Origin of the sequence: Bacillus fungorum (genome assembly GCF_002746455.1) — a bacterium.
In the GTDB taxonomy this organism is placed as follows: Bacteria; Bacillota; Bacilli; order Bacillales; family Bacillaceae_G; genus Bacillus_A; species Bacillus_A fungorum.
This window is the reverse complement of sequence record NZ_NWUW01000006.1, coordinates 192,572-216,810: the sequence shown is the minus strand read 5'-3', so window position 1 is coordinate 216,810 and position 24,239 is coordinate 192,572. Positions and strand designations below refer to the sequence as shown.

Here is a 24,239-nt window from a genome sequence, read left to right as displayed (position 1 = left end):
TTGTACATATGTATGAGCTAGAAAAGGAAGATATGCGTGTGAAGAAAAAAGAAAGCACTCCGCAAATATGCGAAGTGCTTTTAACGGATCCCAAAGAAGTTTTTCATCTTTGTAAATACCGATACCTTTTCTTGTTCAAATGCTTGTAATGGGACATTCTCACCCAACAGGCGTCTTGCAATATTACGATAAGCTAACGCTGCTTTTCCGCTCGGTTGCAACGCTACAGGTTCACCTGTATTTGTAGCACGAATAACATCATCATCATCTTCTACAACACCAAGAAGCTCGATTGACAATGTACGTACGATTTCATCAACATCTAACATATCCTGTTCATGAAGCATATGACTACGCACACGGTTAATAACAAGTTTCGGTGGTTCAATATCCTCTTTTTCTAAAAGCCCGATAATACGATCTGCATCGCGCATTGAGGATACTTCTGGCGTCGTAACAACGATTGCTTTATCCGCACCAGCTACCGCGTTTTTAAATCCCTGCTCAATCCCCGCAGGACAATCAATTAATATGTAATCATAATCTTGACGTAATACTTGTATTAATTCATCCATTTGTTCAGGTGTTACCGCTGATTTATCACTCGTTTGTGCTGCAGGTAATAAATAAAGATCATCAAAACGTTTATCTTTAATAAGAGCCTGAGGTAAACGACAACGCCCTTCAACGACATCAACAAGATCAAATACAATACGATTTTCCAGCCCCATTACTACGTCTAAGTTTCGAAGACCGATATCTGTGTCAATTAAGCACACTTTCTTTCCAGATAACGCTAGGGCTGTACCAATGTTCGCAGACGTTGTAGTTTTACCTACACCGCCTTTTCCAGATGTAATTACTATTGCCTCTCCCACAGCTATACAATTCCCCTTTCTAACTTTGTTAAATTAGGTCTAAGATGAGTGAGAAGTTGCAGTCGATCGACAACAATGTGATTGTTCTCATTAATATACGCACATTCTGCCGCCTCCGCTCCGTCTTCTTTCTCTTCCGGAGCCCGCATTGCCACATCATTAATTCGAAGTTGCATCGGGTTCATAACAGATGCAGCGATTACAGCATCCGAATCCCCATAATACCCAGCATGCGCAATTCCTCTTAATGATCCTACGACAAAAATATTCCCCCCAGCGATAACCGTTCCGCCTGGATTAACATCTCCAATTAACAATAAATTTCCTTTTACATGTAAAACTTGTCCAGAGCGAACAATTTTGGAAATAGGGACAATTTCTGTTTCTTCTTTCCATGCTATTGCTTCCGCTTTAGTTATAACATCACTTTCAATTGAATCCACAACGAGATTCTTTTTATTACGAATTAACGTACGAATCTCTTCTTGTTGGACTTCTGTTAAATAACGATTTCCCACTTTCACATGCACTTCAATTAAAGAGCGCCCATCACCATCATAGTAATGTGTAGAAAGCTTTTCGTCCAATTCTTTCAGTAATTCAGAGAATGAACAACAATCATCTAAATGAAGCGTTATTCCGTCTTTTGTCCCTTTTATTATTACATTTTGTTGCTTTTTTTCTTCCACCAAAGTTCACCCCACCGATTCAATTCGACATAAAATTAGAAAATCCTTTTTTCTTTTTCTTCCATCGCTTTTGAAAGACGCACTAAATATCGTCTCAGTGGGAAACAAACTATCAATAAGAAAATTGCATTTAGCAATAAAGTAGACAGGAGACGATCTGTGAAAAAGACATACGCCGACATATGAGTACGTCCTAACAAAGTTAAAAATCCATACACATAATACTCTAATGCTACAATGCTAGCTAGTACGATAGAAGCAACAATAAATAAATTCAATTGTAGTACTTTCATCACACTATAAACTAAATAAGCTAAAATCGGATATGCAAAAATATATATACCGACAAGTTCTGTGTATACGGTATCAAATAAGAACCCAAATAATAGTCCGTAATAAATCCCTTGGACCGGACTATAGTACACAGTAACAAAACATAACACAATGATAAAGAAATGAGGTGCTGCTATACTGTCTTTCCAAAAAACCTCTGTTGGAACAATAGTAGCAAACATATTTTCAAATAGAAAAACAAAAAGGAGCAAAAGAGGAAGAGCTGCTCTTTTTAAAATCTTCATCATCTCTTCTCCCCCTCCTATTCTAATGGCGCTGAAGGCGTTTCACGTTTAGCAACCATAATATGCTCTACGTCATTCAAATCAGCGGCTGGCTTTACATAAGCTGTTTTTGTTAAACCATATGGATCCGGCTGAACATCCACGATTGTTCCAATTACAAGTCCTCTCGGGAAAATATCACCAAGTCCAGATGTTACAACTAGTTGATCGGGCTTTACCTTTGCATCCGAGCCAATCTTTGTGAAAAGAAGTAAGTGTTTTTCTTTGTCGTAACCTTCAATCAATCCAAAGATTTTCTCATCACCTTGTACGATAGCAGAAACACGATTTGTTCGGCTCATAGAGCTTAACAACTCTACTGATGATGTAAACTGAGATACACTTTTCACTCGTCCAACTAAACCTTGTGAAGTTACTACAGCCATATCTTTTTTAATTCCTTGCTGTGCCCCTTTATCAATTCCAATTAAATCGTACCATTTATCTGGATTACGAGAAACCACAGTTGCTGGAATTTCAGTATAATCGCTATTTAGCTCTTTTTTACCAGTTAACTCTTGTAACTTCTTTTTATCATCTTCTAATTGCTTTACGTCACCTGATAACTTTGCATAGTTATCTAATTTTGCTTTTAATTCTTTATTCTCTTCATACGTGCGCTTTACATCCTCTACATTTTCGAAGAATCCAGCTACGTATTTCGCTGGCTTTTGGAATACACGTTCTACAACACCGACAGTGTCTTTAACAAACTGCTCTGGCCATGTTAAACTGTTCCGTTCTTTCAATGAGATTCCAATCAATGCCACGAGAAGAATAATACTAACTAACAAAACAATTAATCTTTTGTTTAAGAAAAACTGTGGCACGTTCACACCCTCTTAATTTCATTGATTTTTATTTTGCAATATTATCGAGCAGCAGTTTTGAAAAGATCGATATTGTCTAATGCTTTACCCGTTCCAATTGCTACGCAATCTAATGGATCTTCTGCAACAAGAACTGGCATATTTGTTTCTTCACTAATCACTTTATCTAAGTTACGTAGTAATGCTCCGCCACCTGTTAATACGATACCACGGTCCATAATGTCTGCCGCTAATTCAGGTGGAGTTTTCTCTAACGTATTTTTAACAGATTCTACAATTGCATCTACTGTATCTTTTAATGCATCTGCAATTTCTTCTGGCTGAATTAGTACTGTTTTTGGTAAACCACTTACTAAATCACGACCGCGAATTTCCATAGGCTCAATACCTTCTGGCTCGCCTGCAGAACCGATTTCTAATTTTAATGCTTCAGCTGTTCTTTCACCAATCATTAAGTTATAGCTTTTCTTAATGTACTGAATGATTGAATCGTCCATATCATCACCAGCAACACGAACTGATTGACTTGTTACAATACCACCTAAAGAAATGATTGCAACTTCTGTTGTACCACCACCGATATCAACAACCATACTACCAGTTGGTTCCCAAACAGGTAAGTTCGCACCAATTGCTGCTGCAAATGGCTCTTCGATAGGATAAGCATCACGAGCACCCGCTTGACGAGTCGCATCGATTACTGCACGTCTTTCTACAGCTGTAATACCAGACGGTACACATACCATTACGTATGGTTTACGTGAGAAGAATCCATTTGATTTTTGAGCTTGTTGAATGTAATATTTCATCATTGTTGCTGTTGTTTCGTAATCAGCAATTACACCGTCTTTCATCGGGCGAAGTGCCACAACGTTTCCTGGTGTACGACCAATCATTTGTTTTGCATCGCTACCTACAGCAACGATTTGTTTCGTATCAGTTTGTAACGCTACTACTGAAGGTTCACGTAAAACTACACCTTTTCCTTTTACATATACAAGCGTGTTCGCAGTTCCTAAGTCTATTCCAAGATCGCGAGTAAAGCCACCAAATCCAAACATATTATTATCTTCCTTTCTTGTTTTCACGGACTCATTTTTTCTTACTTTATATTATAAAAACAGTACGTTGTTTATATCTTTATCCTTTTTGTAGATAATTTTCTACAAAAAACTCATAAATCACATTATAAAACAAAATAAGTAAAAAGCATAGTCTTAAATATGACCTTTTTCCTTTAAACTCACGAATTTATGGTCACCTATTATAATATGGTCAAGCACTTCAATTCCGATAATCTGACCACATTCTACTAACCGTTTCGTTACTTCAATATCTTCTCGGCTCGGCGACGGATCTCCTGAGGGATGGTTATGGAGACATATGATAGAGGCTGCTGCACGGCGGAACGCTTCTTTAAAAACTTCTCGCGGGTGTACAATGGACGTATTTAAACTTCCAATAAAAATCGTTTGCCTATGTATGACTTGATTCTTTGTGTTCAAATATAAACATACAAAATGCTCCTGCTGCAAGAAGCGCATTTCTTCCATCATATATCTTGCACAATCTTCCGGACTTCTTATGCTATATCTATTTTGATATTCTAAACGTACCATTCTTCTACCGAGTTCAAAAGCAGCTATAAGCTGGGCTGCCTTTGCAACACCAATACCATGTATACTAACTAGCTCTTCTAACGTTGCGTCTTTCAACATACGTAAACCATCAAAGTGATGTAAAATTTTATCTGATAACTTTAAAACATTTTCTTCTTTAGAACCTGTTCTGAGTAACACTGCAAGAAGCTCTCGGTTTGATAAACTCCCAGCTCCTTCCAACAACAAACGCTCCCGTGGCTGTTCTTCCCTTACAACATCACGAATACCGTTCATCTCTCCACCCCTTTATTTGTTATCTCAAAGAAAATCCCATGCAATTTTACGCATGGGCTATATCAGTATCCAATTGTTTTAATTCCCGAACGAGACGTGAAATTGGTAAGCCGACTACACTATAGTAGTCCCCTTGAATATGTTGAACAAAAATAGATCCTTTACCTTGAATCCCATAGCTTCCTGCTTTATCCAGAGGCTCTTTTGATGCAACGTATGCGTCAATTTCCTCTTCTGTTAATTCCCAAAACGTAACTTCTGTACGCTCGTAAAAAGTGACTGTTTTGTTTTTCGCTATAATTGCAACACCAGTATACACTTCATGTGTTTTCCCTGATAATAATTGCAACATTTCTTTCGCCTCAGCCTCATTAGCAGGCTTTCCAAGAATACGCGACTCATATGTAACAATTGTGTCTGCACCTAACACAATATGACCACTGTTATTTTCTGCTACCGCAGATGCTTTTTGCAGAGCAAGGGACATAACAATATCCGCAGGTGATGAATATGCACCAATCGTTTCTTCTACTTCACTTACAACAATTTCAAATGGCACACCTGCTAATTCAAGTAATTCCTTCCTGCGAGGTGATCCCGAAGCTAAAATAATTTTTCTCATATTTTCTCCTTCCTTTCTCACATGAAGCAGAATCATTTACAACAATCGTATCAAAGGAATAGTTTGTCCACAAATGAAAGAAATATTATTTTCCTTAAACAAAATAATACTTCTTTACTAAAATACGATTATATTCCTGCCATAGAGAAAGCACTTTGCTCTAAATTCAAAAGAAAAGAAAGAAGTACCTATACTTCTTCCTTCGTCATTTCATTATCCTATCATTTCACTTTTTGTGAAACAATTTTTTCATACGAAAGTATACCATCAATAATAACTTGATTTAGTTTCGCCAACGATTCCTTATCATCTTTTCCGTCCTTCACTGTTTGCACAGCTACTGACGTATACATATACAATTTCTTCGCTTCTTCTTGCTTCATACTTTTCCCTTCTTTTTCAATCGCTTTCCACTCTTTTTCAATCGCACCTATATCTTTCGCATTACTTTTCCCACTACCTTGTACACTAGAAGCATATTTTGCTAAATGAGTATATAATGGCTGTACTTTTGTTAAAAACGCCCCGACTTCTTTATCATCTTTCAGTAACGCTTTATCTGTTATATCCCAGTTCTTTTTCAATACAGAGACATTATCACTTTTATACTGCGTCATTAATTGATTTATGCCTTGTTCATCACTAGCAATACCAACAACTAACGCATACTTATCACCGCTCGGCTTTAAAGCTGCTACGCCTCCGTTACCTTTCCACTCTTCAAGAGCAGCCTGTCCCTTTTCTTCGGAAGAATAAATTCCTCCTTGAACAAAAAATAATTTCATTGGATCTAATGACGTTCCTGTCTGCGCTTTTTGTTTTTCCTCTTTTGATGCTGGTGTTTGTTCTGCCGTGCCACCCGCCTTTGATTCTTCATTTTGCAGCTGCTTCGAAGCTGTTACTTCGCTTCCCCCTGTCGCACCTTGCCCTGTAAGTAACTGTAGCATTCCCATCCCAAACGCCGTACCAATAATAATCGCAGTTGCAACGATTGCAATTAGCATATTGCTCCACTTCTTTCGCTTTTTTTCCGTAGACACTACTTTCGCTTTTTGAAACGGAACAACGTTTTTTGGTCTTTCACTTTCTACTACCATCCAGTCAAATTCATCTTTCTTCTTCTCCTCATACTTCGCTTCTGTTCCATTCACTTTCACTGAGATCGTTCGTGATTGCTTGTCCATACACTCACACCTCACCTCTTATCGTTGTCCGCATCATATCATATTCCTTTCACAAAAAAACGAGATATTTGTCAGAGGAATTCGCCAAATAACCCTATATATTTATCTTATATGTATGCATTTGACTTCATTTGTAGAACAAAAAAACTAGATAGCAAAGACTATCTAGTTTTTCTCGCGAATATATTTTCGAACTTCCGAAATGAAATAAAGAGAACCTGTTATGATAAAAACATCATTTTCTCCAATCATTTCAACCTTCGTATCAATCGCCTCTTTCCAATTTCCAAAAATTAGTTTTGAATCTTTCTTTGCATACGATGCAAGCTTCTCAGCAGAAATAGCACGATCAAAGGCGAATGTTGTAAAAATAATTTCATCGGCAATGGTTTCTAATTGACCTACCATATTATGCAATCGCTTATCACCAAGGGCAGTAAATAAAACTATTACATTTTTATCTTTGTAATGTGATTCTACCGTTTTCACAAGACTTTCAATACCTTCTGGGTTATGAGCACCATCTATAATAATATCTGGGTTACTTTGCAGTTTTTCAAAGCGCCCTACCCAATACGCTTCCTGTAATCCAGTTCTTATTTCTTCTTCCTCAATTAAAAATGATAAGTATGTTTTTACATACATGACTGCCATAAGTGCAAGTGCTGCGTTTCCTACTTGATGAGCACCTTTCATTGAGATTCGCACATCTTCAAAAGAAGCGAAAGGACAAGTGAAATCAAACTGTTCTCCATCTTCACTAGACTGTTTATGTAACGCTGTAAAATGGTTGCCCATCTCATATAAGTTTGCACGATTTTCCTTTGCAACTTTTTGAATGACTTGCAACGCTTCCTCATCTTGCACACCAGTAATAACCGGAACACCAGACTTAATAATCCCCGCCTTTTCATATGCAATTTCTCCTAGTGTATTACCTAAAATGTGCATATGATCGTGGCCAATATTCGTAATAATCGTGAGAACAGGATGAATCACATTTGTAGAGTCAAAGCGTCCTCCAAGCCCTGTTTCAAATAAAACAACATCACAGAAATTAACTTTACCGAAATAATAAATTGCTATAACAGTAATAATTTCAAACTCAGTCGCTTCCCCTAAATCCGTCTCATCTAGTTTTTCAACGACTGGCTTTACCATCTTTACAAGTGCAGTAATCTCTTCATCTGCAATTGGTGTTCCGTTCACACTAATACGCTCGTTAAATGTTTCAATATAAGGGGAGGTAAATGTTCCTACCTTATATTTTACATTTTCTAACATATAGCGCATATATGTTAACGTTGAACCTTTTCCATTTGTACCAGCAAGATGAACACATTTTATGTGACGCTCTGGATTTCCGAGTTCTTCTAGCATCCATCTCATTCTTTCTAATCCTGGTTTAATCCCAAATTTCAATCGGCTATGAATCCATCCTATCGCTTCTTCGTATGTATGTATCACGTATGCTTTCCCCTTTCAAAAGACAACCTTCATCTTTCTATTATACGCAAAGAAAAGAGACTCACCAATATAGTGAGTCTCTAAAAAGTATTTTATTTCTCAAGATCTGCTAGACGTTGGCGAACTGCTTCGCGTTTTTCTAGGTAATCTTGCTCTTTCGCACGCTCTCCTTCAATAACTGCTGCAGGAGCTTTCGCTACGAAACCTTGGTTTGAAAGTTTCTTCTGTACACGTTCTACTTCTTTGTCGAACTTCTCAAGTTCTTTCTCAAGACGCGCTCTCTCTTCATCAAGATTGATAAGATCAGCTAACGGTAAGAATAACTCTGCACCTGATACGATTGCAGTCATCGCTTTTTCTGGCGCTTGTAAATCCGTTTGAATTGTTAATTCACTTGGGTTACAGAAACGCTCAATGTAAGAGCTGTTTTTCTTAAGTTGAGCAAGTACAGCCTCATCTTTTGCTTTAATTTGCATTTGAACTTTTTTGCTCATTGGCGTATTAACTTCTGCACGGATGTTACGAACAGAGCGAATGATATCAACTAGAAGGTGCATTTCTGCCGCAGCTTCTGTATCTTGTAAATCTTCGCGAACTGTTGGCCATGCTGCTACTGTAATAGATTCGCCTTCATGCGGTAAATGTTGCCAAATTTTTTCTGTTACGAATGGCATGAATGGGTGTAATAGACGCATTGTTTGGTCTAATACGTAAGCTAAAATAGAACGAGTTGTTTTCTTAGCTGCTTCATCTTCACCATATAGTGGAAGTTTCGCCATTTCAATGTACCAGTCACAGAAATCATCCCAAATGAAGTTGTATAATGAACGACCAGCTTCACCGAACTCATATTTATCCATGTTACGTGTTACGCTTTCGATTGTTTCGTTTAAGCGAGTTAAAATCCACTTATCCGCAACTGATTTTTCACCAGTTAAATCGATTTCTTCAAACTTCATATCATCCATGTTCATTAATACGAAACGTGATGCATTCCAAATTTTATTAATGAAGTTCCAAGTAGATTCTACTTTTTCCATGCTGAAACGTAAATCTTGACCTGGTGCACTTCCTGTTGATAAGAAGAAACGCATTGCATCTGCACCGTACTTCTCGATAACTTCCATTGGATCAATACCGTTACCAAGAGATTTACTCATTTTACGTCCTTGCTCATCACGAACTAAACCGTGAATTAATACATCTTTAAATGGACGCTCTCCTGTAAACTCTAAACCTTGGAAAATCATACGAGATACCCAGAAGAAGATGATGTCATAACCCGTTACTAGTGCATCTGTTGAATAGTAACGTTTGAAGTCTGCTGCATCTTCATTTGGCCAACCAAGTGTTGAGAATGGCCATAACGCTGAACTGAACCATGTATCAAGTACGTCGTTATCTTGATTCCAGTTTTCAATATCTGCTGGTGCTTCTGTACCTACGTATACTTCACCAGTTTCTTTATGATACCAAGCTGGAATGCGGTGTCCCCACCATAATTGACGAGAAATACACCAGTCGTGAATGTTTTCCATCCAGCGTAAATATGTGTTTTCGAAACGCTCTGGTACGAACGTTACTTTCTCTTCTTCTTTTTGTTGAAGCGCTACTGCCTTCTCAGCAAGTGGAGCCATTTTTACGAACCATTGTGTTGATAAGTAAGGCTCAACAACTGCACCACTACGTTCACTATGACCTACTGAATGCATATGAGGCTCGATTTCTACTAATACGCCCGCTTCTTGTAAATCTGTTACTAACGCTTTACGGCATTCGAAACGATCCATCCCGTTATACTTACCAGTTTTTTCGTTCATCGTTCCATCTTCGTTCATTACTAAAATACGTGGTAAGTCATGACGGTTACCTACTTCAAAGTCATTCGGGTCATGAGCTGGTGTAATTTTTACAACGCCTGTTCCGAAATCTTTTTCTACGTACTCATCAGCAATAATCGGAATCTCACGGCCTACGATTGGAAGTGTAACTGTTTTTCCGATTAAGTGTTTGTAGCGATCGTCTTCTGGATGAACTGCTACTGCTGTATCACCAAGCATCGTTTCTGGACGAGTTGTTGCAAGACGAATATGACCAGAACCATCTGTTAACGGATAGTTCATATGATAGAATGCACCTTGAACTTCTTTATGAATTACTTCAATATCAGAAAGAGCTGTGCGTGTTGCTGGGTCCCAGTTGATAATATATTCACCGCGGTAAATTAAGCCTTTTTCGTATAATTGAACGAATACTTTATTAACCGCATCAGATAAACCTTCGTCTAATGTAAAACGTTCACGAGAATAGTCTAGTCCTAAACCAACTTTCCCCCATTGTTGACGAATGTGAGAAGCGTATTCTTCTTTCCATTCCCAAGCTTTTTCAAGGAATTTCTCACGGCCAAGATCGTAACGTGAAATACCTTCTTCACGAAGTTTCCCTTCTACTTTCGCTTGTGTTGCGATACCCGCATGGTCCATTCCTGGAAGCCATAATACATCGTAACCTTGCATACGCTTCGTACGAGTTAAAATATCTTGAAGTGTTGTATCCCAAGCATGACCTAAATGTAACTTACCAGTTACGTTCGGAGGTGGAATTACAATTGTATACGGTTGTTTCTTCTCGTCTCCTGTTGCTTCAAAATATTTGCCTTCTAGCCACCACTGATAAAGGCCTTCTTCAACGGACATATGATCATATTTAGTTGGTAAATTCTTTTCCGTGTTTGACATTATTTTCCCTCCTTAAAATAAAAAATGCCCCTCATCCAAAAAAGGACGAGGGACATCGCGGTACCACCTTTATTTACAAACAAATCCAGGAATTTGCTTATACTCTTAATTTGATAACGGACAAATCCGTCTTTTCCTAATGAGAACATTCCGTTCAGAAAAGATGCTCCAGGGCTACCTTCTAACATAACTATCTAGAGAATCTCCCAGCTAATGATTCTCCTCTCTGAAGACGTTTCTTGTTATACTCTTCCCCTTCAAGGCATTTATGTGATTGTTAATTATTATATACAATAGTGTAAAAAACGAAACCTTATTCGTCAAGATAAATTTAATACTACAGCTTTTCGGGCCAAAAAAAGAAGATAAGTAGCACCCTCTACTTATCTTCTTTACCCCGCTATTTGCGGGCAGTAAGACCTCCACCTCAAAATTCAGCTGAAGCAAAGAAGTTAGGCGGGAGATCAACTGCCCGTAAACGCCCGATTGGTGAAGGCTAATAATCAGCGGTGGATGAACACCCCCCACTGATTAAAGTTTCACTTTATCCGTTCCCTTGCTGGGCAGCTTGTAATTGCGACAGGAAATATTCTATATTGCTAACGAGCCAATGCGATTGTTGTAAGCTCTTTACCCCGAGAAGTTCATTTTCCTCATTACGACGCTCTCTTCTTTTCTTATAAGACTGGATTTGCCGAATGAATTGCGATGGATACGTCATATACGCAAACATGAGTAGTTGCTCTTCTTTCGTAAACGGGAAATTTTTTTGGTACATTTGATACCATTCAAACCGATCACTTCGCGCAATTGGATATGTGTTTAATGACCGAGAATAAAACCCTACAATATCTTGCACAGGTGTTGCAAACTTCGATTTTTCTAAACTAATAAAATAGCCATTCCGCTCATAGTCAAATAAAAAATGATTCAGTGACACGTTACCATGTACAAAAGTAATACGTGTTTTTTCTTTTTCTTTCATCGCATCGTTCCACTCATTTAATTGCTTCGTTGCAAACTCACGTGCCCTCATTACATGATGATAATACGTACAATATTGTAATTCAAATGGTGACATATACCACTTCGCTTCAGATTCTACAAGAAACTCTTCTAGCATCTCGCCATCATTCTCCCAGCGATCGGATATATTTGTATAATGTTTTTCTAGATCCTCTTCTGTATACGTTTCTTCTTTTACTGTTTTTTGATGCAACGTTCCGAGAGTTTGAAACATTTTATGGTATTGATCATTATCCTCGCCGTTCCCTTCCGCACGTTCTAACCAAGGCATTAAATAATAATTATACGTCCCGTCACTTAAAATATAATTTCCATCTGTCGCATGGTATATAGGTACATAATTCGAAAAACCTTTCTCCTTTAAATATTGAATATGATGCAGAAAGTTATTCCGCTCTAACTTTCTACCTTCTATTTTCTTAAGCGCATATGGGCCTTGATTCGTATAAATTTTCGTTACACTTCCGTGCTCTTCCATATGCTGCGTATCCAATCTATATTGCCTTACAATGGGTTCATAGCGATTTCGTAATTCCATATCCATACGAATAACCCTTTCTATTCAAAACATAGCCTTTAGAAAAATAAGTGAGTGAAAACACTCACTTATTTCGCTTTTGTTCTTGAAACGGGGATATAAATAATTTGCCCTGTAGTTAAATATATATCTTCTGTTTGATTAACACGGTATAAGTTTTGTACAGACGTTTCATAACGATCTGCAACAGATTCGATTGTATCTCCTTCTTGCACGAAATACATTCTTAACTTTGTAAATTCTTCTTCCGGTTCTTTCGTAAATAATTTCGTTAAATAAAGTGCATTTTCATCTCGCTGTGAATACGTTTCCTCTTCTTGCTCTTCTTGTTTTTTCGCTTTTTCTTTCTTGAAATCTTTTCGTCCGAACAATTCAAATTGCGGCGTTGTTTCTTTCTCCTCTTCACGCGCTACAAATTCATGTTCTTCTATTCCCTCTTCTTCTACTTCCTGCTCTTTTCTTTCTTCTAGTTGGAACGGTTCAAATGCGTAATCTTCCCACTCATCTGATTCCTTATAGGCCGGTTCTTCTAAGTACGGCGTTGGTCTATTTTCATCCTCTTGCACTGAATCAACTTCTAACTCAGCATACGCCGTTTCTTCCTCTTCATCCTCAATTCTTTCTTCATCACATAAACCTGTAATAGATATATCCGCTAATAATTGTAAGCAACCATTTTCCTTTAGTTCATAATCAAATTCCTCGATAGATACATATAGTTCTTCAATTACCTTCACACGGTTTCTTGGGATTGATATTTCAAGCGGAAAGGAATGAACAAGTTCATTAACCCCATCTTCTCTTGTTTCTACATAATCAATTGACTTCGCTGGCGATAGATCTCTTAATGAATAAGCTGAATCATCTTGCCGTGCAACATACTCTCCCGTTAAATCTAATTGCCCTCTCACGATAACTTCATGATCAAGCTCTTCTATCTCAACGTCTGGATCTAACGAAATTGACAAAAGTTCTTCGACTTCCTGTCCTTTTTGGAACCAAACAGATTCTTTTAATGAAAAACGTAATGAATGATCTGTTGCCACTTCTTTTCCCCCTCCCAAACTATATGTCATTACAGATTTATGTATGGAAAGCTGACTTTATGAATAAAAAAAATCACTCCCCTTATGGAGAGCGATTTTCTTTATTCAATTAAGCTTTTAATTTTGACATTGCAATCTCAGCCGCTGCAATTGTCGCCTCAATATCTGCATCACTATGTGCTGTCGATAAGAATAAACCTTCGAATTGAGATGGCGGTAAGAATACACCTTGTTCTACCATTTCACGATAGTAAACCGCAAAGAATTCTAAGTTTGAAGATTTCGCTGCATCGTAATTAATAACTGGTTCATCTGTAAAGAAGATACCAATCATAGAACCCGCACGGTTAATATGATGCGGAATGCCATGTTTTTCAGCCGCTTTACGTAAGCCAGCTTCTAACATTTCAGCTTTACGCTCAAATTCTACATACGATTCTGGCGTTAACTGTACTAACGTTTCATAGCCTGCTGCCATTGCAAGTGGGTTACCTGATAAAGTACCTGCCTGGTAAATCGGTCCGCTCGGTGCAACTTGGCGCATAATTTCTGCTTTACCACCGTATGCTCCTACCGGTAATCCACCACCGATTACTTTACCTAAACAAGTTAAATCAGGTGTTACACCGTAATAACCTTGTCCACAATTGTAAGCAACTCGGAATCCTGTCATTACTTCATCAAAAATAAGCAATGCACCATTTTGCTCTGTTACTTCACGAAGACCTTCTAAAAATCCTGGTTGCGGAGGAACAACACCCATATTCCCTGCTACTGGTTCTACAATGACACAAGCAATATCATCACCGAATTGTTCGAAAGCGTATTTCACACTTTCTAAATCGTTATACGCTACTGTAATCGTATTTTTCGCTACACCTTCTGGTACACCAGGGCTATCTGGTAAACCTAGCGTTGCTACACCAGAACCCGCTTTAATTAATAACGAGTCACCATGACCGTGATAACAACCGATAAATTTCAAAATTTTGTTACGGCCTGTATAACCACGAGCTAAACGTAGCGCACTCATTGTTGCTTCTGTTCCAGAGTTAACCATGCGTACAATTTCAATTGATGGTACACGCTCAATAACAAGTTTTGCTAATTTATTTTCAATTTCCGTTGGGGCACCGAAGCTTGTACCTCTTTCCGCAACAGCTTTTAAAGCTTCAACAACACGATCATTTGCATGACCATGAATTAAAGGACCCCATGATAATACGTAATCGATGTATTCATTTCCATCGATATCGTATACTTTAGAACCTTTTCCACGTTCCATAAACAACGGATTCATACCGACAGACTTAAAGGCACGAACCGGGCTATTTACGCCACCAGGCATTAAATCTTGAGCCTCTTCAAACGCCGCAATCGACTTATCAAACTTTTTCATTATTTAGCGCCTCCTTCTTGTAACCATCTTGCTGCATCTTTCGCATGATACGTAATAATTAAATCTGCTCCTGCACGTTTCATACTAATTAATTTTTCAAGTACAACTTCTTTTTCATTAATCCAACCATTTTGCGCTGCTGCTTTAATCATTGAATATTCACCGCTTACGTTATAAGCAACGACTGGTAAATTAAAATTATTTTTCACATCACGAACGATATCTAGGTAAGAAAGAGCTGGCTTTACAATTAAGAAATCTGCCCCTTCCATTACATCTGACTCCGCTTCACGGAATGCTTCCATGCGGTTTGCTGGGTCCATTTGATATGTTTTGCGATCACCAAATTGCGGTGCACCGTGTGCCGCATCACGGAATGGCCCGTAAAATGCTGATGAATATTTCACAGCGTACGACATAACTGGTACATGTCCAAAACCATTTTCATCTAATGCATGGCGAATTGCTGTTACGAATCCATCCATCATATTTGATGGTGCAATAATGTCCGCTCCTGCTTTCGCTTGGCTTACAGCTGTTTTTGCAAGAACAGCAAGAGACTCGTCATTTAAAATAATACCATCTTCAATTACACCGCAATGACCATGGCTTGTGAATTGACATAAACATGTATCGGCAACTACTACTAGCTCAGGGAATTCACCTTTAATTTGCTTAATTGCACGTTGCACAATTCCATGATCACAATATGCTGATGATCCAACTTCATCTTTTTCAGCAGGTAAACCAAATACAATAACAGAACGAATACCTAAATCAACAACCTCTTGCATTTCAGCTTGCAATAAATCTAAAGACATTTGATATACGCCTGGCATAGAAGGCACTTCATTACGAACATTCTCGCCTTCTAATACAAAAATAGGGTAAATAAAATCTTCCGTATGTAAAAACGTTTCACGCACAAGCGCACGCATACCTCCGCTTTGTCTTAAGCGACGATGACGATTAAATTGTAAAGAGTTCATAGATTTCTATCCCCATTCTTTTATTTTATAGATTCACAAACACATTGTAGTAATGCTTCTACAGTGTACTCTTTCGGCATAATAATATGTGGAAAATAAAGACTCGCCTCTTTTTCCGTAATAGGCCCTATACAAGCAATTGTACATTTTTTTGTCCATTCTCTCCAGTTTGTACCCTCAAGTAAACGAACAAAACTAGTAACAGTTGAAGGACTCGTAAATGTAATAATGTCTACTTTCCCTACTTCCAACGCTTCTATAAGCTCTCGCTTTTTCTCTACATTTTCTTTCGTACCATATACGACGATCTCATCTAGAGAAACACCCATTCCGCGAAGTGCAACTGGAATTACATCTCTTGCTAAATTCCCTTTCGGAAATAAAATGCATTCGTTTCCACTTAGCCTTTTTACAAACTCTTCTGCAAATACTTCCGCAACAAATGAAGTTGGAACAAAGTCCACTTCATAGCCTCGTTTTTCTAACTCTAACCTTGTTTTCACGCCTACTGCAGCAATTTTAGTCGTTACGGGGAGCTTCTTTCTCAAACGATCTAGAAAAAAAGCTACCCCATTTTTACTCGTAAAAATAACCCAGTCATACGAATGTAGCTGTCCTGCTATATGTTGAATTTGCCTATGGGACATACCTTCCATACGCAAAAGCGGAATTTCCAATGGAATTCCGCTCTTTTCTTTCACCGCTACACTCATTTGTTTCGCTTGATGCTGGGCACGTGTAATCAATACCGTTTTGCCAGCGAGAGCGTTCATATTTATTGTTGCCCCTTATTTGCAGCAAGAATGAGTTCTTTTGCGCCTTGTTTAATTAAACGGTCCGCAGCCTCTAATCCTACTTCCTTTGGATCAGTTCCTACTACTGTTTCTTTCAATAAAACAGAACCGTCCATAGACCCGACAAGAGCTGTTAATTCGATTGCATCGTTTTCTGTAAGAGTTGCATATCCAGCGATTGGAACTTGGCATCCACCTTCAAGTTTATGAAGAAATACTCGCTCCGCTGCCACTGTTCTTTCTGTTACTGCATCATTTATATGAGCTAACAACTGTAGTAAATCCTTATCATCTTCACGACACTCAATTGCTAATGCGCCTTGTCCTACAGCAGGTACACATAACGTCTCATCTAAATGTTCTGTAATAACTTCATCATCCCAGCCCATTCTTTGTAATCCAGCTGTCGCTAAAATAATTGCATCGTAATCTTCTTCTTTTAATTTACGTAAACGTGTATCGATATTTCCGCGAATCCACTTCACTTGTAAATCTGGTCTCGCAGCGAGTAGCTGTGCACTACGTCTTAAACTACTCGTACCTAAAATAGCGCCTTCTGCTAACTCTTTAAACGATGCTCCGTTTTTTGAGATAAAAGCATCACGAGGGTCAACACGCTTCGGTGTACAGCCAATCATTAATCCTTCTGGAAGTACGGCCGGCATATCTTTCATACTATGTACAGCCATATCAATTTCTTTCGTAAGTAACGCATGTTCAATCTCTTTCACAAACAAACCTTTTCCGCCTACTTTTGAAAGAGTAACATCTAAAATAACATCACCTTTTGTGACGATTTCTTTCACTTCAAATTCATATGGTAAACCTAGCGCTTTTAACTGATTAATAAACCAGTTCGTTTGCGTTAATGCTAATTTACTCTTTCGTGACCCTACAATAATTTTGCGCATAATTTTCTCTCCTCATTATAAATACCAAAAGTGGAAGTTGGATAAACTGCTTAATAGAAAAATATTAATTAGCATTACGAGAAATGCCCCAATGTTCCACTGCACTATTTTCTTCCCTTGCAACACATCTGCCGCTCTTAAATATAGGCCAGCACAATATACAAATAGTACAACAAAAGACCCAATTACTTTTGTATCATACCAATGGAAATTGTCCAATTTTGTATATCCCCATATGCATCCTAATAAAATAGCTAGTAAGAAAAATGGAACAGAAAATAAATTTAATCCGTAAGACATCGATTCTAGCTTCGGTAAATTCCCTAATCTTCTTAATCTCGCATTCCATTTTTTCTTTTTTAATAGGCGATATTGCAATAAATACATAATAGAAAAAATGAACGATACAGTGAATGTTGCATAAGAAATAATAGCCATACCGACATGTACATATACAAGTTCTGAAACCAATTGCTCTGCAAGTACCGGCGACATCTTTCCGAGCGGTGTAAAAATAGAAAAAGCGCTTACGCCAAATGCGACAACATTTGTAAAAAAGACTAAAAAGTCAATTCTCATAAATCGATTAATGACTAATGACATCGTAATCAATAGCCAAACATAAAAATAAATCCCCGATAATAAAGTTAAAATTGGGTTCGTTTCTGAATCTGTAGCTCTAAGCAACATAAAAACAGAATGTAGAACCCATACAATCGAAAGTAACCAAAAAGCAAATCGGTTCGCCTTTCGGTTACTTTGGAAATAATCTATAAAATATAAACTAATGCTACAAGCATATAAAATAATTGCAATATGATAAATAATACTGTTATTTAAAAAACTCATCCGATCATCCTTCCAAATTATAAAGATGGAACGGATGGTGTCCACACTCTTTTATGTTCTACTTCTTCCGCACGACTCTCTACGTCTTCCATTTCTAAATCGAAAATCTTTGCAAATAACGCTAATTTTTCGTCTGCTCCCTCTTCAGCAGCTATTTCTTTCGCTACTAAAATTGGGTCTTTTAATAATTGATTAATAATACTTTTCGTATGCTTACTAATTACTTTTCTCTCACGATCACTAAGGTTTGGTATTTTTCGTTCCAAGCTTTCCATCGTTTCACTTTGAATAGCAAGTGCTTTATCACGAAGAGCTGATATTAACGGAACGACACCAAGTGTACTTAACCACGTTTTAAATAAAACAATTTCCTCTTCAATCATAAATTGAATTTTCTCTGCTTCTTTCAAACGTTCGGCACGGTTCGCTTCCACTACTCCTTGCAAATCATCAATATCATATAAGAAAGAACCTTCTAGCTCATCAATCGCTGGATCAATATCACGTGGCACTGCAATATCAACCATAAATAAAGGACGGCCAGAGCGCATTTTCTCTACCTTTGTCATCATTTCTTTCGTAATGACATAATCCGATGCACCAGTTGAACTAATTAAAATATCAGCTTCTAATAATGCACATTGTAATTCACTTAAAGGTTTTGCATGTCCCATATATTTCTCAGCCATTACTTCTGCTTTTGAAAGCGTCCTATTCATAACTGTTACTTTACGAGCACCGCTTCCATATAAGTTTTGCAGTGCAAGTTCACCCATTTTACCAGCACCAAGAATAAGTACATGACAATCTGTTAACTCGCCGAATATTTTCTTTCCAAGCTCAACAGCTGCATAACTAACAGACATCGCACTTTCACCAATTGTCGTTTCTGAGTGAGCACGTTTCGCTAATGTAATAACTTGCTTAAACAACTCATTAAAAATTGTGCCTGTTGCTTTTACTTGTTGCGCTTCTAAAAAGCTATCTTTTATTTGACCTAAAATTTGCGTCTCTCCAACTACCATAGAATCTAAACCGCACGTTACGCGGAATAAATGATCTATTGCACCATCTTGTTCAAAAATAGTTAAATATGGTGCGACTTCTTCTATTTCAAGCTGAAACCAATCAGCTAAAAATTTCTTAATATAATACCGTCCCGTGTGTAATTGATCGACAACAGCGTAAATCTCAGTGCGATTACAAGTTGATACAATGACATTCTCTAACACGCTCTTTTGATTTTGTAATGTCGTCATCGCTTGCTCTAGCTCTGCTGCCTGAAATGTGAGTTTCTCACGAAATTCTACAGGGGCTGTTCGATAATTTACACTAACAACAAGAATATGCACGCAGCATGTCCCCCTTCACCCGTTTTATCACTTTATCTACTATCATAATACAACTTTCCTCTTATGAATCTGACAATCGTGTGAACAACCGATTATTTTTTTATTTATTCTCCGTATGCAATAAAGGAGATTCAGTAAAACGAATAAAAACTCCCTACTTTATAATGATTATAAATTAATAACTCTATTTGTACGTTACCAAAAAAAGTCCTCATAATCAAGTGATGGAAACTATTCCATATGAATTATAACATCATCTTTCCTATCTTCTTTCATCATGAAGAAAAATATGTATGGTTATTCCAAAATGTAGCAAACACTTTCTCAATACAATGTATTTGACATTGTATTTCTTTTTCGTTATATTAATTTTACAAAATTAAATTGCGCGCAACTAAATTAGAAAGGAGTTATGTATGACAGAGAATTCTTTACATCTAGATAACCAACTTTGTTTTTCAATTTACGCTTGTTCTAAAGAAGTTACCCGCTTTTATCGACCATATTTAGAAGAGATGGGTATTACGTATCCCCAGTACATTACTTTACTCGTACTATGGGAGCAAGATGGACTAACAGTAAAAGAAATTGGAGAACGTCTATTTTTAGATTCCGGTACGTTAACGCCTATGTTAAAACGAATGGAATCATTACAACTTGTAAAACGCGTTCGTTCCAAAGAAGACGAGCGCAAAGTTTGTATTGAATTAACAGAAAAAGGTAAAAACTTAAAAGAAAAGGCTTGTTCATTGCCGACAACGATGGCAACAAATTTAGGAATTACAGAACAAGAATATCGTTCTTTATTAATTCAGTTAAATAAACTAATTGAAACAATGAAAACAATTAATGATGGAAAAGGGGAATAAACATGGATAAATTATATACTGCTTCAGTAACTGCTACAGGTGGAAGAAACGGAAAAGTAGTTTCAGATGATGGCATATTAAATCTTGATGTAAAAATGCCGAAAGTACTAGGTGGTGCAGGCGGAGAGGCAACAAATCCAGAGCAACTATTTGCTGCTGGTTATGCCGCTTGTTTTGATAGTGCATTACAACTTGTCATTCGCACAAAACGTGTGAAAGTAGAAAGTACAGAAGTAACTGCTCACGTTTCTATCGGAAAAGATACAGATGGTGGTTTCGGCCTATCTGCTGTACTTGATGTACATGTCGCCGGCGTTTCACATAGCGAAGCACAAGAACTTGTAGAAGCCGCTCACGGTGTATGTCCTTACTCTAAAGCAACACGAGGAAATATTGAAGTTACATTAAATGTACGCTAAAAGTGTATAAAGAAAAAAACGCGCGACATTCGTCACGCGTTTTTAGTTTTTGTCATTTTATGAATCGCTTTCCACGCTTCTTCTTTTCCAAGTCCTGTTTCAGAAGAGAATAGAACAATTTCATCGCCAATTTCAACAGCAAGCGTTTCTTTTACAACTTTCAAATGCTTTTGCCATTTCCCTTTCGGAATTTTGTCGGCTTTCGTCGCAATAATAATTGTTGGGATTTCATAATGCTTTAAGAAATCATACATCATCACGTCATCGCTTGTTGGTTTGTGACGTAGATCAACTACTAATACAGCTGCGTCTAATTGCTCACGTGTTGTAAAGTACGTTTCAATCATTTTGCCCCATGCTGCGCGCTCTGATTTAGATACTTTCGCATATCCATAACCTGGAACGTCAACAAAATGCATCATCTCATTGATTAAGAAAAAGTTCAACGTTTGCGTTTTTCCTGGTTTAGAAGAAATACGTACTAACTTTTTACGATTTAAAATTTTATTAATAAAGGAAGACTTCCCGACATTTGAACGACCTGCTAATGCAATTTCTGGTAAATCACTGTCTGGATATTGTTCTGGTTTAACAGCACTAATTACAATATCTGCTTTTGTTACTTTCATTGTTTCACTCCTACTAATGCGTGCTCCAATACTTCATCTAAATGAGATGCAAGCACAAACGTAAGGTTTTCTTTTACGCTCTCTGGAATATCATCTAAATCTTTCTCGTTTTCTGCTGGCAAAATAATTTTTGTTAAGCCTGCGCGGTGAGCACTTAATGTTTTTTCTTTTAAACCACCAATTGGTAATACACGACCACGAAGTGTGATTTCACCAGTCATCCCCACTTCTTTACTTACAGGAATACCTGTTAGTGCAGAAATAAGTGCTGTCGCCATCGTAATACCTGCTGACGGTCCATCTTTTGGAACTGCTCCTTCTGGAACATGAATATGAATATCATTTTTCTCATGGAAATTCGGATCAATTTGAAGCTCTTCTGCACGAGAGCGAATATAGCTAAACGCTGCTTGTGCGGATTCTTTCATAACATCCCCAAGTTTCCCTGTTAAAATTAATTTCCCTTTACCTGGCGCTACAGATACTTCAATTGCAAGTGTATCCCCGCCTGCTGCTGTATATGCTAAACCTGTCGCCATACCAACTTGGTCTGTTTTTTCGGCTTGCCCATAACGGAATATGTGCTTACCAAGTAAATCAACAACATTTTTCTCAGTTACAACAATGCGCTTGCGTTCTGCTGTAACGATAATTTTTGCTGCTTTACGACAAACTTTTGCAATTTGGCGCTCGAGCGTACGAACACCAGCCTCACGTGTATAATAACGAATAATTTCAAGAAGCGCTTCATCACGTACTTGTAAATTACCTTTTCGTAAGCCATGCTCTTTTAATTGTTTCGGCAATAAATGTTCACGAGCAATGTGAACTTTTTCAAGTTCTGTATAGCCAGCAATCGAAATAATTTCCATACGATCAAGCAATGGACCTGGAATACTTGAAAGTGTATTCGCAGTTGCTACAAACATAACTTTCGATAAATCATATGGTTCTTCGATGTAATGATCACTGAAATTATGGTTTTGTTCTGGATCTAACACTTCAAGTAATGCCGCTGATGGATCTCCACGGAAATCGTTAGACATTTTATCAATCTCATCTAATAAGAAGACTGGATTAACTGTTTTCGCCTTTTTCATACCTTGAATAATGCGTCCTGGCATTGCTCCAACATATGTACGACGGTGACCACGAATTTCAGATTCATCACGTACACCACCAAGGGATACGCGAACAAAATTACGATTTAATGATGTCGCAATCGAACGCGCTAACGAAGTTTTTCCGACCCCAGGAGGTCCTACTAAACAAAGGATAGGTCCTTTTAATGAATTCGTTAACTTCTGTACCGCTAAATATTCAAGTACGCGCTCTTTCACTTTCTCAAGACCGTAATGATCTTTGTTTAAAATCTCTTCAGAATGAGCAAGATCAATCATATCTTCTGTTGCTTCTGTCCACGGAAGTGCTAATAACCAATCCATATAATTGCGAATAACACCGCTCTCCGCAGAACTTGCTGGTAACTTTTCATAACGGTCTAATTCTTTCAGTGCAGCCTTCATTGTTTCTTCAGGCATTCCTGACTGTTCAATTTTCTCACGAAGTTCTTCAACTTCCCCGCCCTTACCTTCTTTATCGCCAAGTTCAGTTTGAATCGCCTTCATTTGCTCACGTAAAAAATATTCTTTTTGCGTGCGCTCCATTGAACGTTTCACTTTTTGTCCAATTTTCTTTTCTAAACTAAGTAATTCTTGTTCATCTTGAATAATTGAAATAAGTGTATGTAATCGCTCTTTCACAGATATAATCTCTAAAATCTCTTGTTTCTGCTTCGTTTTAATTGGCAAGTGAGAAGCAATTAAATCAGCTAGTCTTCCTGGCTCTTCTACATCAGCTACCGTTGCAAATGTTTCATTTGAAACTTTTTTCGAAACTTTAATATATTGTTCGAAATGCTCCAGTAATGTACGCATAAGAGCTTTCTCTTCTAAATCAGCTTCCACTTCTTCAGTTACTGTTTTAATAGAAACTTGCACTACATTTTCTTCTTCGATAAACTCTACTACTTCTGCTCTATGTAAACCTTCTACAAGGACACGAAGCGTACCGTTCGGCAATTTTAACATTTGCTTCACTTTCGCCACTGTACCTACACTATATATGTCATCTTCTTTCGGATCATCGATATTCATTTCTTTTTGCATTGCTAAAAAGATGATATTTTCATCCATTGCCGCCTGCTCTAGTGCTTGTATCGATTTATCACGTCCTACATCAAGATGCAGAACCATCGTTGGATATACGAGAACGCCTCTTAATGGTAGGAGGGGCACGATTCTTTCATTCGTATTCATACTAGACATAGCACCTCCATAATAAATTAAACTCCTGTTCAACTATTTTATATTACAATACATCTAGATGCAATTGCAGAGATTCTTCGCAACTGTAAATCCCGCTTTTTTCTCTCTTATGAAAAGAAAAAAAGACTCCGCTTAAGCATACAAACTTAAACGAAGTCTGGCAAATACTAT

At 37.7% G+C, this 24,239-nt stretch carries 22 protein-coding genes and 1 other annotated feature; of the genes, 2 read left to right on the top strand and 20 right to left on the bottom strand.

The genetic code is table 11. From position 1 onward, the window contains the following. Positions 1–80 precede the first annotated feature (80 nt). The 18 genes from minD to hemA all read right to left on the bottom strand — a co-directional run bounded on the left by minD (position 81) and on the right by hemA (position 19,824). Positions 81–878, bottom strand: a complete 798-nt coding sequence (gene minD, locus CO726_RS11430; RefSeq protein ID WP_098761645.1) for a septum site-determining protein MinD — start codon at positions 876–878, stop codon at positions 81–83. A gap of 2 nt (positions 879–880) precedes the next feature. Further along, positions 881–1,567 (bottom strand): septum site-determining protein MinC, encoded by a 687-nt coding sequence (minC, locus tag CO726_RS11425; RefSeq protein WP_099684314.1) that lies wholly within the window; start codon positions 1,565–1,567, stop codon positions 881–883. A gap of 35 nt (positions 1,568–1,602) precedes the next feature. Next, positions 1,603–2,148 (bottom strand): rod shape-determining protein MreD, encoded by a 546-nt coding sequence (mreD, locus tag CO726_RS11420; RefSeq protein WP_060632404.1) that lies wholly within the window; start codon positions 2,146–2,148, stop codon positions 1,603–1,605. Between the two features lie 14 nt (positions 2,149–2,162). Further along, complete coding sequence (mreC, locus tag CO726_RS11415) at positions 2,163–3,014, bottom strand: rod shape-determining protein MreC (protein WP_099684313.1); 852 nt, start codon at positions 3,012–3,014, stop codon at positions 2,163–2,165. 41 nt (positions 3,015–3,055) lie between these two features. Continuing rightward, a complete protein-coding gene (mreB, locus tag CO726_RS11410) occupies positions 3,056–4,075 on the bottom strand; it encodes a cell shape-determining protein MreB (RefSeq protein WP_000466737.1) in 1,020 nt (339 codons plus the stop codon). A 156-nt stretch (positions 4,076–4,231) separates the two neighbouring features. After that, a complete protein-coding gene (gene radC, locus CO726_RS11405; protein ID WP_099684312.1) occupies positions 4,232–4,909 on the bottom strand; it encodes a DNA repair protein RadC in 678 nt (225 codons plus the stop codon). 46 nt (positions 4,910–4,955) lie between these two features. Continuing rightward, positions 4,956–5,531, bottom strand: a complete 576-nt coding sequence (locus CO726_RS11400; protein ID WP_098761649.1) for a Maf family protein — start codon at positions 5,529–5,531, stop codon at positions 4,956–4,958. A gap of 221 nt (positions 5,532–5,752) precedes the next feature. Next, positions 5,753–6,715, bottom strand: a complete 963-nt coding sequence (locus CO726_RS11390) for a stage II sporulation protein B (RefSeq protein ID WP_099684311.1) — start codon at positions 6,713–6,715, stop codon at positions 5,753–5,755. Between the two features lie 165 nt (positions 6,716–6,880). Then, the gene (locus CO726_RS11385; RefSeq protein WP_099684310.1) at positions 6,881–8,182 is read right to left on the bottom strand and encodes a bifunctional folylpolyglutamate synthase/dihydrofolate synthase; all 1,302 of its coding nucleotides are present in this window, start codon (positions 8,180–8,182) and stop codon (positions 6,881–6,883) included. A gap of 92 nt (positions 8,183–8,274) precedes the next feature. Then, positions 8,275–10,920: a valine--tRNA ligase gene (locus tag CO726_RS11380; protein ID WP_099684309.1), complete on the bottom strand. Its 2,646-nt coding sequence runs from the start codon at positions 10,918–10,920 to the stop codon at positions 8,275–8,277. A 38-nt stretch (positions 10,921–10,958) separates the two neighbouring features. Next, positions 10,959–11,190, bottom strand: a binding site (T-box leader). A gap of 274 nt (positions 11,191–11,464) precedes the next feature. After that, a complete protein-coding gene (gene ysxE, locus CO726_RS11370; RefSeq protein WP_099684307.1) occupies positions 11,465–12,490 on the bottom strand; it encodes a spore coat protein YsxE in 1,026 nt (341 codons plus the stop codon). A 62-nt stretch (positions 12,491–12,552) separates the two neighbouring features. Further along, positions 12,553–13,530, bottom strand: a complete 978-nt coding sequence (gene spoVID, locus CO726_RS11365; protein ID WP_099684306.1) for a stage VI sporulation protein D — start codon at positions 13,528–13,530, stop codon at positions 12,553–12,555. A gap of 109 nt (positions 13,531–13,639) precedes the next feature. Beyond that, positions 13,640–14,929 (bottom strand): glutamate-1-semialdehyde 2,1-aminomutase, encoded by a 1,290-nt coding sequence (hemL, locus tag CO726_RS11360; protein WP_099684305.1) that lies wholly within the window; start codon positions 14,927–14,929, stop codon positions 13,640–13,642. Continuing rightward, positions 14,929–15,918: a porphobilinogen synthase gene (gene hemB / locus CO726_RS11355; RefSeq protein WP_099684304.1), complete on the bottom strand. Its 990-nt coding sequence runs from the start codon at positions 15,916–15,918 to the stop codon at positions 14,929–14,931. The genes hemL and hemB overlap by 1 nt, the downstream gene beginning before the upstream one ends. A 20-nt stretch (positions 15,919–15,938) precedes the next feature. Then, on the bottom strand, positions 15,939–16,691 hold the full coding sequence (gene hemD, locus CO726_RS11350; RefSeq protein WP_098761658.1) for a uroporphyrinogen-III synthase: 753 nt from the start codon (positions 16,689–16,691) through the stop codon (positions 15,939–15,941). 2 nt (positions 16,692–16,693) lie between these two features. Beyond that, positions 16,694–17,623, bottom strand: coding sequence for a hydroxymethylbilane synthase (gene hemC, locus CO726_RS11345; RefSeq protein WP_098761659.1), 930 nt, complete (start codon positions 17,621–17,623; stop codon positions 16,694–16,696). Between the two features lie 15 nt (positions 17,624–17,638). After that, complete coding sequence (locus tag CO726_RS11340; RefSeq protein ID WP_099684303.1) at positions 17,639–18,472, bottom strand: cytochrome C assembly family protein; 834 nt, start codon at positions 18,470–18,472, stop codon at positions 17,639–17,641. A gap of 17 nt (positions 18,473–18,489) precedes the next feature. Next, on the bottom strand, positions 18,490–19,824 hold the full coding sequence (gene hemA, locus CO726_RS11335; protein WP_099684302.1) for a glutamyl-tRNA reductase: 1,335 nt from the start codon (positions 19,822–19,824) through the stop codon (positions 18,490–18,492). A gap of 416 nt (positions 19,825–20,240) precedes the next feature. Between hemA and CO726_RS11330 the strand changes: the two genes are divergently transcribed. Then, positions 20,241–20,693, top strand: a complete 453-nt coding sequence (locus CO726_RS11330; RefSeq protein ID WP_098761661.1) for a MarR family winged helix-turn-helix transcriptional regulator — start codon at positions 20,241–20,243, stop codon at positions 20,691–20,693. Positions 20,694–20,695: 2 nt separating this feature from the next. Then, positions 20,696–21,112, top strand: a complete 417-nt coding sequence (locus CO726_RS11325) for an organic hydroperoxide resistance protein (RefSeq protein ID WP_099684301.1) — start codon at positions 20,696–20,698, stop codon at positions 21,110–21,112. Between the two features lie 32 nt (positions 21,113–21,144). Here CO726_RS11325 and ysxC read toward each other — a convergent pair whose 3' ends face one another. Continuing rightward, positions 21,145–21,741: a ribosome biogenesis GTP-binding protein YsxC gene (ysxC, locus tag CO726_RS11320; RefSeq protein ID WP_048531469.1), complete on the bottom strand. Its 597-nt coding sequence runs from the start codon at positions 21,739–21,741 to the stop codon at positions 21,145–21,147. Further along, positions 21,738–24,068 (bottom strand): endopeptidase La, encoded by a 2,331-nt coding sequence (lon, locus tag CO726_RS11315; RefSeq protein ID WP_099684300.1) that lies wholly within the window; start codon positions 24,066–24,068, stop codon positions 21,738–21,740. Before lon ends, ysxC begins: the two co-directional genes overlap by 4 nt. Positions 24,069–24,239 lie beyond the last annotated feature (171 nt).